10 protein-coding genes are annotated in these 11,793 nt (G+C 67.9%); 5 read left to right on the top strand and 5 right to left on the bottom strand.

Features of this window, described 5'->3' with window-relative positions; translation table 11 throughout:
* Positions 1-128: 128 nt before the first annotated feature.
* Together QH270_RS19585 and QH270_RS19580 are read right to left on the bottom strand one after the other, a co-directional pair.
* Positions 129-2,018: a glycosyltransferase gene (locus QH270_RS19585; protein WP_280344478.1), complete on the bottom strand. Its 1,890-nt coding sequence runs from the start codon at positions 2,016-2,018 to the stop codon at positions 129-131.
* A 109-nt stretch (positions 2,019-2,127) separates the two neighbouring features.
* The gene (locus QH270_RS19580; protein WP_280344475.1) at positions 2,128-2,616 is read right to left on the bottom strand and encodes a GtrA family protein; all 489 of its coding nucleotides are present in this window, start codon (positions 2,614-2,616) and stop codon (positions 2,128-2,130) included.
* 170 nt (positions 2,617-2,786) lie between these two features.
* Between QH270_RS19580 and QH270_RS19575 the strand changes: the two genes are divergently transcribed.
* Positions 2,787-3,755, top strand: coding sequence for a glycosyltransferase (locus tag QH270_RS19575; protein ID WP_280344472.1), 969 nt, complete (start codon positions 2,787-2,789; stop codon positions 3,753-3,755).
* A complete protein-coding gene (locus QH270_RS19570; RefSeq protein WP_280344468.1) occupies positions 3,752-5,287 on the top strand; it encodes a DUF2142 domain-containing protein in 1,536 nt (511 codons plus the stop codon). Before QH270_RS19575 ends, QH270_RS19570 begins: the two co-directional genes overlap by 4 nt.
* Positions 5,288-5,309: 22 nt before the next feature.
* Here QH270_RS19570 and rfbB read toward each other — a convergent pair whose 3' ends face one another.
* On the bottom strand, positions 5,310-6,311 hold the full coding sequence (rfbB, locus tag QH270_RS19565; RefSeq protein WP_280344466.1) for a dTDP-glucose 4,6-dehydratase: 1,002 nt from the start codon (positions 6,309-6,311) through the stop codon (positions 5,310-5,312).
* 324 nt (positions 6,312-6,635) lie between these two features.
* Between rfbB and QH270_RS19560 the strand changes: the two genes are divergently transcribed.
* Positions 6,636-7,334 carry a hypothetical protein gene (locus tag QH270_RS19560; protein ID WP_280344463.1) on the top strand — a complete coding sequence of 233 codons (699 nt, stop codon included), beginning with the start codon at positions 6,636-6,638 and terminating at the stop codon, positions 7,332-7,334.
* A 77-nt stretch (positions 7,335-7,411) separates the two neighbouring features.
* Here the strand turns inward: QH270_RS19560 and QH270_RS19555 are convergent, their stop codons facing one another.
* Complete coding sequence (locus tag QH270_RS19555; protein ID WP_280344459.1) at positions 7,412-8,458, bottom strand: alpha/beta hydrolase; 1,047 nt, start codon at positions 8,456-8,458, stop codon at positions 7,412-7,414.
* Positions 8,459-8,698: 240 nt separating this feature from the next.
* Between QH270_RS19555 and rfbA the strand changes: the two genes are divergently transcribed.
* Both rfbA and QH270_RS19545 read left to right on the top strand, forming a co-directional pair.
* On the top strand, positions 8,699-9,571 hold the full coding sequence (rfbA, locus tag QH270_RS19550; protein ID WP_280344456.1) for a glucose-1-phosphate thymidylyltransferase RfbA: 873 nt from the start codon (positions 8,699-8,701) through the stop codon (positions 9,569-9,571).
* A 2-nt stretch (positions 9,572-9,573) separates the two neighbouring features.
* Complete coding sequence (locus tag QH270_RS19545; RefSeq protein WP_280344453.1) at positions 9,574-10,119, top strand: dTDP-4-dehydrorhamnose 3,5-epimerase family protein; 546 nt, start codon at positions 9,574-9,576, stop codon at positions 10,117-10,119.
* A 119-nt stretch (positions 10,120-10,238) separates the two neighbouring features.
* Here the strand turns inward: QH270_RS19545 and QH270_RS19540 are convergent, their stop codons facing one another.
* On the bottom strand, positions 10,239-11,738 hold the full coding sequence (locus QH270_RS19540) for an MFS transporter (protein ID WP_280344451.1): 1,500 nt from the start codon (positions 11,736-11,738) through the stop codon (positions 10,239-10,241).
* Between the last annotated feature and the right edge of the window lie 55 nt (positions 11,739-11,793).

Genomic DNA, 11,793 nt, shown 5'->3' with positions numbered 1-11,793 from the left:
GTGGGGCTATTTGGCATTGGTTTTCCTCTTTTTTTGCCCCCTTCCCGGGCGGGGCTGCCGGGGGTGGCGGGGGCACCCAAAAACCGCCGCCCCTTATTGTATCCCGGGGCGGCGTGCGGTGATCGGGCTCAGCTGGGGTCGATGCCGTAGAGCCTGGCCCAGTTCTCCCGGCTGGTGAGCTCGGGGACGGCGGCGCGGTACTCGGCCTGCAGCGCGGGCAGTTCCTTGCGGAGCTTGCGCAGCGTGCGGTAGGTGCGGATGAGCAGGGCCCGGGCACGGGCCTTGTCGCGGCGGCGTACCCGCACACCGGACTGCGAGGCGTCGGTGACGACCACGTGGTCGAACAGGCCGACGTGCCACCAGTGCGCGTCCTCCCGGGTGACGCCGATGAGCCCGTGCTGGGTGCGCCCGGTCCACTGCGTGATCGCGCGCTTGATCAGCACCAGGGTGATCCGGCTGGGCTCACCGCTGGCCCGGCGGACCTGGATGTCGGCGGAGTTCACCGGCGGGGTCGCGGCGGGGTGCTTGATGGTCTCCGGGTAGTCGCCGCGGGTGCCACGGGCGGCGGCGAGGGCGTCGATGCCGCCGTCGCGCAGCACCTTCGGGCCCTTCATGAAGTCCTCGATGCCCTGCAGGGTGGTGTGCACCAGGCCGTACTGCATGCCGACGAGGTGCTCGGCGATGTAGCGGAAGAAGTCCTTGGTGATGGCCTTGCCATCGAGATCGGTGTGCAGGGCGCCGACGATGAGCGAGTTACGGGTGGAGAAGTAGCGCGCCCAGTCGTCGTAGTCCTTCCAGTAGAAGTCGGCGTGCCAGACGGCCGCGTTGGGGAGCGTGACGGTGACGAACCCGTGCTCGCGCGCGCGGATGCCGTACTCCACGTCGTCCCACTGGAAGAAGATCGGCACCGGCAGGCCGATCTTGGCGACCACCTCGGCCGGGATCAGGCAGGTCCACCAGGCGTTGTAGCCCGCGTCGACGCGCCGCTCCTGGTTCTTCTTGAGCATGGAGGTGTTGCGCAGCGCCTTGGGCACCTTCTGGCCGTGCTTGAGCTCGTGCAGCTTCACCTCCTCCGCGCCGACATTGAGGTAGTCGGGGTTGAGCAGGAACAGCATCTGCGCGCCGACCAGGGTGGGCTCGACGGTCAGGTTGGCGAAGGCCTGCAACCGCAGCACGGTCTCGGGCTCGCAGAGGATGTCGTCGTCCATCAGGATGACGTCGGCGTGCTCGTTGGCCGCCGACACCTCGTACAGGCCGCGGGTGAAGCCGCCTGCGCCGCCCAGGTTGGGCTGGCGGATGTAGCGCAGCTTGTCGCCGAAGTCGGGACGCACCTGCTGGAACAGCGGCCGGTTCTCGACCAGGTCGGTGCCCTGGTCGACGACGTAGACCGCGTCGATGGCGCCGAGCACCGTCGGGTCCGACGCCAGCGCGGCGACGGTGTGCGCGCAGTCCTCGGCACGGTTGAAGGTGCAGATCGCGATCGCGACCGGACGCACCTTCTCCGGCGCCCGTGCGGTCCAGGCGAGCTCGGTGATGTCGAGCTCGCCGCCGATCGCGTCGAACTCGAGCCACAGCGCGCCACCGTCGACGTACTGGTCCAGCGGCGCGGTCAGGCTCACGTAGCCGCTGCTGGTGGCCACGAGCGATGCGATGATGCGGCGGTGGCCCGCGATGTCGGAGGCGACCAGGCGCACATTGGCCTTGGCGTCCACCCGCAGGTTCGCGGTGGCGGTCACCTCGGTGACGGTGGTCCAGCGCTGCCAGTAGCTGGCGGCGAAGCGACCGAAGTAGGTGTTGGTGTGCGCGGTGGCGCCCTTGGGCAGGTGCAGCGACAGCCGCTCACGCACCGCGGCGCCACCCTTGACGACGGCGTACAGGTCGTCGCTCACCCGGGCCGACGGGCCGGTGAAGATGCCCCTGGCCAGTACCAACCGCTCGGGCGCTGCGTGTTCACCTCGCAGCGAGGCGGGCGCGGCGTCGTTCGATTCGGTCACGGCTTGGGTAGCCGACTGCTCCATGAAGTCCTCGAAATTCTCGGTATCGACTGCGCCGGCGCAAGCAGTCACGTGAAGAAGGCGGCGCGGCGGGCGGGGGTGAGAATATCAATCGCCCGGACACGTCGCGCTGTCAGTGAGGTGTCGCCGCACCCCGCGCGTGTTGCTCCTCGGTAGCCGAAGAGCCGGTGAAGACGAATTTGTCATAGGCCCAATAGCGGAACACGACGGCGACGATCTGGCCGATCAACGTGCCGGAAATGTTGTCCGAGAGCGGACTGGACAGGTCGAGCACATAGCGGGAGAAGCCGAGGCAGCCCAGTTGCAGGCCGATCGCGACGACGTTGAAGACCGCGTACAAAAGGTATTCACGCCCCGGGTTGTCGGTCTTCTTGTGGGCGAAGGTCCACCACTTGTTCCCGAAGTAGGTGACCACCGTCGCGACCGCGATCGCGATGATCTTGGCCGGGAGCGGCGCGTGATAGAGCACCCCCTCGGTGAAGGAGAATCCGCCGCCCCAGAACACCAGCAGGTTGTAGGTGCCGGCGTCGACGAGGAACCCGATCGCGCCGACGACGAGGAACGCGGCGCCCTGCCGCAGCGCCGTCCAGACCTTCGACACAAAAGATCCAGCACTCGGCTCACTTCGCTGCGACACGCCCCGACGGTACCGACCCCCACATCCCGACCTCGAGGAGGGATCCGCCGCGCAGCGGCAGGTCGCGCCGGCGCTCCATGTATCCGGTACCCTCCCGGTGACCCAATTGCTGCCTACATCGAGGATTGACCCGGGTGGACTCCACCGAGCTTCGCATTGCCGCCGTGGTCCCCTGCCACAACGAAGAGGCCGCGGTCGCCAAGGTCGTCACCGACCTGAAGGCCGCCGTGCCGGGGATCGTCGTCTACGTCTACGACAACCTGAGCACCGACCGCACCGCCGAACGCGCCCGCGAGGCCGGGGCGATCGTGCGCTACGAGAACACCAAGGGCAAGGGCAATGTGGTCCGCCGCGCCTTCGCCGACATCGAGGCCGACGTCTACCTGATGATCGACGGTGACGACACCTACGAGGCGTCGGCGGCCCCGCTGATGATCAAGACACTGCTCGAGGGCCCCTACGACCACGTGCTCGGCGTGCGCAAGCAGGACGACAGCGACTCCAGCGCCTACCGCTCCGGCCACGAGACCGGCAACAAGGTGCTCAACGGCGTGGTCGGCAAGGTGTTCGGCGAGAACGTCGAGGACATGCTCAGCGGCTTCCGGGTGTTCTCGCGCCGGTTCGTGAAGAGCTTCCCCGCGGTCTCGCGCGAATTCGAGATCGAGACCGAGCTGACCGTCCATTCGCTGCACCTGCGGGTGCCGCAGACCGCGGTGCAGGTCGGTTTCCGCGACCGCCCGGCGGGCAGCGAGTCCAAGCTGCGCACCTACCGCGACGGCACCAAGATCCTGGCCCTGATCCTCGGCCTGGCCCGGCACGAACGCCCGGTCGCGTTCTACGGCCTGTTCGGCACGATCACCTGGCTGATCTCGATCATCCTGACCGTGCCGATCGTGATCGACTTCTACAACACCCACGAGGTGGCCCGGTTCCCGACGCTGTTCCTCGGGTTCACCCTGGTGCTGCTCGGCAGCCTGGCCTGGACCGCCGGACTCATCCTCGACGGCATCCGCCGGTCGCGGCACGAGGCAGCACGGTTGATCTACCTGCGTTATTCCGCCGTAGGCGTCACCGAGGACATCGCCGCCGGAGACCGTAGGTGACGACTTCGACCGAGCCCGACACCGTGGTCGAGCCGAGCAAGACCGTTCCACCCACGCCGAGCGCCAAGGATCGCGTGCTCGCCCCGGTGCGCGCGCTGAACCGCAGGCTGGGCGCGGCCACCGTCGCGTTCGCGGTGCTCGCGACCGTGTTCGGCGCGCTGTTCGCCGTGCTCACGCCGCCGTTCTGGGGCCACGACGAGCTGACCCAGTTCGGCCGCGCCTACCAGGTGGCGCACGGCGGGGTGTTCCCGCAGCGCATCGCCGACGACCGCGGCGTCGCCTATGGCGGCGACATCCCGGTCAGCGTGGACGCGCTGATGGGCTACGCCTTCCGCGACTACAACGACAACCCCGACGAGCCCGACGCGATGGTCGCCGACCCCGGCGCCTACGACCGGCTCGGCGACGCCGAGATCAGCTCGGCCACCAAGCCGATGTGGTTCACCAACACCGCCGCCTATTCGCCGGTGCCGTATGTGCCCGCCGCCGTTGGCATTCGGCTCGGTGAGGCGCTCGGCCTGAATGTCGGCGGGATGTACCTGTTGACCAGGCTGGCCGGCCTGGTGGCCTACCTGGCGGTGGTCGGCTTCGGGCTGTACGCGCTGCGGGAACGGCGCAGCCAGTGGCTGGTGTTCACCGTGGCCGTGCTGCCGATCGCGCTGTTCCAGGCGGGCACCGTCACCGCGGACACGCTCACCAACGCGCTGGCGATCATGGTGTCGGCGCTGTTGCTGAAGGCGCTGTTCGTGGGCGATCGGCTGCGTCCGGTGGAAACCGGCGCGCTGCTCGCCGCGACGATCGCGCTGCCGCTGAGTAAACCGACCTATGTGCTGCTGGCGATGCTCGTTGTCGTCGTGCCCGCCGATCGACTCGGTTTCGCCGGAAAACTGAAACTGATTCCGTGGGTGTTCGCCGCGGTCGGTGGCACGCTTTTCCTGGCCTGGACCAAGATCGCGTCGGCGACCGGCGAAGGCATGGGCCTGATGCGGCCGCAGCACCAGTGGTACGAGGTGCGCCCCGGCGATCAGCTGAAGGGAATCCTCAGCGACCCCGTGCAATTCGTGCACACCTTCGGTGAGAGCATCGCGCTGCGCGATCACCGCTGGTTCAACCAGTTCTTCGGTGAACTCGGTTTCGCGTATGTGGACGTGCCCGCTATTTCGATGCTGGCGTGCCTGATCGCGTTCGCGGTGAGTTTCGGTATCGCCGACCGGATGAACAAGGCCACCGCCACGTTCAAACGCACCCTGATCGTGGCGCTGACGGTACTGGCGAGCGTGGCCATGGTCTACGTGACGCTGTACATGTCGTTCACGCCCGTCGATTTCTACATCATCGACGGTGTGCAGGGCCGTTATTTCGTGCCGCTGGCGATCATGGGATTGGCCGTGATCGCGCGCTGGGTTCCGTTGCGGCTCACCGACGCCGAGGGCGTGGTTCCCACCCGCGGCACGGCGATCACCGTCACCTGCGCGTCGCTTTTCGCGCTGATCGCCGCGGCCGCGACGTATTACACCGTCGTCTGGGGCTGATGCCGGGACGACGGTGCGGGGGCTACAGCGTCCGCTCGCCCGCGTCGGCGTAGGCGCGTTCGGTGGCGGCCTTCTTGGGCCGCCACCAGTCCTCGTTCGCGCGGTACCAGGCGATGGTGTCGGCCAGGCCGGCCCGGAAGTCGGCGTAGCGCGGTGACCAGCCGAGTTCCGCGCGCAGCAGGCTCGCGTCGATGGCGTAGCGCTGGTCGTGACCGGGGCGATCGGTGACGTGGTCGAAGTCGGCGGGGTCGCGGTCGAAGGCTTCCAGGATCATCCGCACGACACTGAGATTGTCGAGTTCACCGTCGGCGCCGATGAGATAGGTCTGCCCGATCCGGCCGCGATCGAGAATGTCCCACACCGCGCGATTGTGATCGTCGACGTGGATCCAGTCGCGCACCTGGTGGCCGGCGCCGTACAGCCGCGGGCGCACACCATCGATCAGATTGGTGATCTGGCGCGGGATGAATTTCTCGACGTGCTGATACGGCCCGTAATTGTTGGAGCAGTTCGACAGTGTCGCGCGGACGCCGAACGAACGGGTCCAGGCGCGCACGAGCAGGTCGCTGCCCGCCTTGGTCGCCGAATACGGGCTCGACGGGTTGTAGGCGGTCCGCTCGGTGAAGGCCGGGTCGTCCGGGGTGAGATCGCCGTACACCTCGTCGGTGGAGACGTGGTGGTAGCGCACGTCGTGGCGGCGCACGGCCTGCAACAGCGAGTAGGTGCCGACGATATTGGTCTGCACGAAGGGCCACGGTTCGGCCAGGGAGTTGTCGTTGTGCGATTCGGCGGCGAAATGCACCACCGCGTCGACGCCGCTGACCAGATTGTCGACCAGGTCCAGGTCGGCGATGTCGCCGTGCACGAATTCGATCCGGTCGGCCACCGAATCCAGTGACGCCCGGTTTCCGGCGTAGGTGAGCGCGTCGAGGACGGTCACCTGAACGTCCGGGCGCGTGGCCACGGTCTGCTGGACGAAATTCGCACCGATGAACCCGGCCCCGCCGGTTACGAGCACTCGCACCACGCCAACGATACGTGCTCATTCGTCCCTTCCGTGCCAGGAGGCCGCCGAGTTCCGTTGTCGCACCGCGCTTCAACTGTGACGATCTCGCGATATATACTGTGACGTCCATCACTCAGTACCACGCCAGGTTAAGACCAGGGGTTTGGTTTCCTGAGAAAAAGCCCGGTCAACGCTCAGGTTTCAGACTCCGCACTGGGATCGGGGTATCTATGGTGAACGGAATTTGAATGAGCGGTCACAGGCGGTTCACCGGGCGTTAGCTGCGAGGGATTTTGATCTACGGGTCCCCTCCGAAAGCTCCAACATCGAGGTCTACCTAAAATGCTGATGAGGAAATTCGCCGCCACCTCGGCGCTGCTGATCGCTGCCATGGGCGTCACCGCCGGCACCGCGCACGCCCAGGCGCCCGAAGAGGCCGCCCCGATCAACTACACCGCCGAGGTCGTCGACGGTTCCAAGTCCGTCATCACCACCGACGCCGGCTCCCTGGTCGTCGAGGACGGCATCTTCAAGATCAAGGCCGCCAACGGCACCACCGTCGCCGGCACCCCGCTGTCGTTCCGTCTCGACGATTACGAGCTCCCGATCGCCGCGGAGATCTCGGGCAACAAGGCCGTGCTGACCCCGCAGCTGGACCCGGCCAAGGCCGTCTACAAGCCGGTCGCCCTGCCCTACGAGGACAAGGCCCCCTGGAAGACCGAGTACGAGCGTGAGCAGGCCGCCTGGTCGCGTCTGACCTCCACCATCTCCATGGGCGCCACCATCGGCACCCTCGCCGGCGGCCTCGGCGGCGCCACCATCGGCTGCATCGCCGGTGCCGCCGCCGGTCTGGTCGCGACCGGTGTCCTGCTGGCCCTCTTCGGTGCCGGCCCGATCGCGGGCTGCGTCGTCGGCGCCACCACCATCGGTGCTCTCGGTGTCATCCTGGGCCAGATCTTCGTGACCGCCCCGGTCGCGATCGCTGCCGCGGTCCAGTACTTCACCACGATCAACCAGCCCTTCACCCCGCCCGCCAAGTAATTCCGCGGTCACACGAAGGACAACGAACCCGCTCGGACATTCCGAGCGGGTTCGCTTCGTTTCCGGCGGCGCCGCGCCTACGCGGTGTGCGCCCGCTGGGCGGGTTCCAGCGCCGCCCGCACGAACTTGGCGACCCGGCCCAGCACCGCGCGACTCTCGGGCATGCTCGGCAGGATGCTCATGAAGGCGTGCACCTGACCGCGCCACAGTTCGAGTGTCACCGGTACGCCCGCTGCGGCGAGACGGTGCGCCATCAGCTCGCAGTCGTAGCGCAGGACCTCGTCCTCGGCGGCGATGAGCAGGACCGGCGGCAGCCCGGCGAGATCGGCGTTGACCGGTGACATCGCCGGATCGAGCGCGCCGAGGCAACCCAGCCGCACGACCGCGGACAGACCCTTCAGCGGGATGTAGGCGTCGCGGCCCGCGTTGACGTAGGCCTCCTTGGCGACGTGATCCAGATCCAGCAGCGGACTCAGCCCGACGAGCGCGGCGGGCAGCGGCAGGCCGATCTCCCGCGCGCGCAGCGCGGTCGCGAAGGTGAGGTAGCCGCCCGCGGAGTCACCGGCGAAGGTGATCCTGGCCGGATCGGCGCCGTGCCGCAGCAGCCAGCGGTAGGCGAGGACGCAGTCGTCGATCGCCGCGCTGATCGAACCGGGCAGCTGCCGGTACTCGACATTGAGCACCGCGAGCCCCGTCCGCCTGGCGATGCCGGCGGCGATCGCGCGGTGTGAGTGCAGCCCGCCGACGGCGAAGCCACCGCCGTGCATGTACAGCACCGCGCCGTGGCGCAGGGCCCGCGAACCGCCCGCGGGACGCACCATCTCCATCTTGAAGCCGTCCATGGTGATGCCCTCGCGCTCGATGCCGTGCGGTTCGGGCCGCAGGCGCGAGAGCAGGTCGACGGCGAGGGCGCCGACGGGAATGGTGGTGCGGTTGATGGGCACGGTCCGCAGCAGCGGTCCGACGAAGCCGACGCAGGCGCCCATCAGCACTCGCGCGGAGGTGCTCGTTCGGCCGGAGTTGACGATGATGCCCTGATCGGGTCTGCTCACTGCTTTCTTGGCCGTGACAGCGGGGGTGATCGAGCCCACCACACCGGGTCCGGGGATCTTCGTCGCTCCCATCGCGCACCTACCTCACACTGGTGCGTCGACCGCGGACCGGCAGCGTATCGCCGGTTCCGATGTCGGCGCTGACATCTAACACGGTGATGTTTCACACATCGGCGTTCACCTAATCAGAAGAACGCCATGTCTGTACCTGTAATCGCCCGACACACCAGAACACGAAACCTTCGTGATCAATTCGTCGACGTGTCGGAACCTCCCCGACTCCGCGACGGCGGGAACTGGCAGACTTCCCCCATGCGCGGAATCATCCTGGCGGGCGGCACCGGTTCGCGGCTGCACCCCATCACGCGCGGGGTGAGCAAGCAGCTCGTCCCGGTCTACGACAAGCCCATGGTCTACTACCCGTTGTCCACCCTCATGTTGGCAGGGATCGACGACATTCTGGTGATCACCACGCCGGAGGATGCCGCCGCGTTCGGCAGGCTGCTCGGTGACGGCAGCCAGTTCGGCGTCTCGATCAGCTACGTGGTGCAGCCCGAGCCCGACGGGCTCGCGCGCGCCTTCGTCCTCGGCGCCGAGCACATCGGCACCGAACCCGCCGCCCTCGTGCTCGGCGACAACATCTTCCACGGCCCCGGCCTCGGCGCCAGCCTGGAGCGTTTCCACGACATCGACGGCGGCGCGGTCTTCGCGTACTGGGTCGGCGATCCGACCGCCTACGGCGTGGTGGAGTTCGAGCAGGGCCGCGCCGTCTCCATCGAGGAGAAGCCGAAGGTGCCGCGCTCGAACTACGCCATCCCCGGCCTCTACTTCTACGACAACGACGTGGTGGAGATCGCCCGCGAGCTGAAGCCGTCGGCGCGCGGGGAGTACGAGATCACCGACATCAACCGGGCCTACCTCGAACAGGGCAGGCTCAGCGTCGACGTGCTCGCCCGCGGTACCGCCTGGCTCGACACCGGCACCTTCGACTCCCTGCTCGACGCCGCCAACTACGTGCGCACGATCGAGGAACGCCAGGGACTCAAGATCGGCGTGCCGGAGGAGGTGGCCTGGCGCCGCGGACTGATCACCGACGATCAGCTGTGCGAGCTGGCCGAACCGATGGTGCGCTCCGGCTACGGCCGGTACCTGCTGGATCTGATCGCGCGCGGGAAAGACTGGTAGGCATGCAGATCCGTGAACTGGCCATCCCCGGCGCCTGGGAGGTGACGCCGCGACTACTCGGCGACGACCGCGGCATGTTCTGTGAATCGTTCAAGGCCTCGGAGTTCGAGAAGGCCACCGGGCGCCCGTTCGAGCTGCACCAGGTGAACACCTCCGTCTCGGCGGCGGGCGTGCTGCGCGGCATCCACTACACCGAGGACCCGCCCGGCCAGGCCAAGTACGTCACCTGCGTGCGTGGCGCGTTCCTCGACGTCGTCGTCGACCTGCGCCCCGGCTCGCCCACCTACGGGCGCTGGGACAGCGTGCTGCTCGACGACGTGCACCGCCGCTCGGTGTTCCTGTCCGAGGGCCTCGGCCACGCCATCCTCTCGCTGGAGGACCGCTCCACGGTCACCTACCTGTGCTCGCTCGAGTACACCCCCGAATTCGACCGTGACCTGGACGCTTTCGATCCCCGGCTCGCCATCGACTGGCCGACCGTCGGCCGCGACGGCAGCCCGCTCACCTACATCCGCTCCGCCAAAGACGAAGCGGCGCCCTGTTTATAGCGGCCGGCGCCGCGGGTTTTCGGCCTCGTGACCTCGCCGCAAACGTGGTTGTCACGTCGGATACGCGCGCGAACGGCACCACCCTCGAAGGGGTGGTGCCGTTCGTTGCCCGGCTCGGATCAGCCGACCGGCTCGAGCTCCTTGGTGCCGTTCACCGGCACCTCGGTGACACCGGCCGCCTCGTCGACCCGGGGCCGGGTCAGGCGGGGCAGGAAGACCGTCAGGGCGACCAGCGCGCCGACGATCGTGACACCCGCCGCGAACACCAGGCCGGGCCGGTAGGTGTCGAGCATCTGCTGCGGGGTGGCGCCTGCGCCGTGCCCGCCGGAGGTGACGATCGCGGTGGTCACCGCGAGCACGATCGCCGCGCCGACCTGCATCGAGGTCTGCAGCACGCCGGCCGCCAGGCCCTGCTCGTCGTCATCGATGCCGCTGGTGGCCTGCACGTTGATGGCGGGGAAGCCCACCCAGCCGATGCCGATCAGCAGGATGGCGGGCAGTAGCACGGTCAGGTAGTCCGGCGCGGTGTCGACCCGCAGGAACAGCAGGTAGCCGACAGCCATCACGACCATGGTGACGGCGATGACCGGCCCGGTACCGAAGCGGTCGATCAGCTTGTCGGAGAAGAACGCCGACCCGACCACCAGCACGCCCACCGGCAGCAGCGCCATGGCCAGCTTCAGCGGCGACCAGCCCAGCGAGTCCTGCATGTACAGGGTGACGATGAACTGCCAGCTGAAGTACGAACCCGCGACGGCGATGATGGCCAGGCTGGCCCGCACCAGCGACACCTTGCGCAGGATGCCCAGGCGCACCAGCGGGTGCTTGACCCGCTGCTCGGTGATCACGAACGCGGCGAACAGCGCGACGACGGCGACGAACGAGCCGATCGTGCGTGCCGAGGCCCAGCCCACTTCGGGCGCGGTGACCACGGTGTAGACCAGCAGCAACATGCCCGCCGTCGACAGCAGCGCACCGAGCAGATCGTGTCCGCCCTCCTCGGCCTTGCCGTCCTTGGGCACCAGGACGAAGGCGGCGGCGAGCGCGGCCAGCGCGATCGGGACCGGCAGCAGGAAGGTCCAGCGCCAGCCGACGCCGGTCATCAGGCCGCCGAACAGCAGACCCATGGAGTAACCGCCGGCGCCGAAGACGGTGTAGATGGACAGCGCCTTGTTGCGCGCTTTCCCCTCGGCGAAGGTCGTGGTGATGATCGACAGGCCGGTCGGCGCGGTGAACGCGGCGGCCAGACCCTTGATGAAGCGGGTGACGATCAGCAGCGTGGGATCGCTGACCAGGCCACCGACCAGCGAGGCGACGGCGAAGACGGCCAGGGCGATGAGGAAGACCTTGCGGCGCCCGAGCAGGTCGGCGGTGCGGCCGCCGAGCAGCAGCAGGCCGCCGTAACCGAGGACGTAACCGCTGACGAGCCACTGCAGGGTGGAGGTGGACAGAGCGAGCTCGGCGCCGATGGACGGCAGCGCGACGCCGATCATCGAAACGTCGAGACCATCGAGGAACAGAACGATGCACAGGGTGATCAGCATGCCCCAGAGGCGGAGCGGCCACCTGGTGGGATCGGTCGCCTGATCTGCGGCCGAGAGCGTTGCTGGCGAAGTCATGCGGGGAACATTACATGCACACGCATTAAATGCCAACACATAAATTGCGGTTGCA

It is taken from the genome of Nocardia neocaledoniensis (assembly GCF_029868625.1).
Taxonomy (GTDB): Bacteria; Actinomycetota; Actinomycetes; order Mycobacteriales; family Mycobacteriaceae; genus Nocardia; species Nocardia neocaledoniensis_A.
This window is presented reverse-complemented; position numbering and strand designations above follow the sequence as displayed.

Excerpts from the sequence above, each read along its gene's own strand:
- QH270_RS19555 (WP_280344459.1), bottom strand. The coding sequence starts at position 8,458 with ATGGGAGCGACGAAGATCCCCGGACCCGGTGTGGTGGGCTCGATCACC.
- QH270_RS19585 (WP_280344478.1), bottom strand. The coding sequence starts at position 2,018 with ATGGAGCAGTCGGCTACCCAAGCCGTGACCGAATCGAACGACGCCGCG.
- QH270_RS19540 (WP_280344451.1), bottom strand. The coding sequence starts at position 11,738 with ATGACTTCGCCAGCAACGCTCTCGGCCGCAGATCAGGCGACCGATCCC.
- rfbA (WP_280344456.1), top strand. The coding sequence starts at position 8,699 with ATGCGCGGAATCATCCTGGCGGGCGGCACCGGTTCGCGGCTGCACCCC.
- QH270_RS19545 (WP_280344453.1), top strand. The coding sequence starts at position 9,574 with ATGCAGATCCGTGAACTGGCCATCCCCGGCGCCTGGGAGGTGACGCCG.
- QH270_RS19560 (WP_280344463.1), top strand. The coding sequence starts at position 6,636 with ATGCTGATGAGGAAATTCGCCGCCACCTCGGCGCTGCTGATCGCTGCC.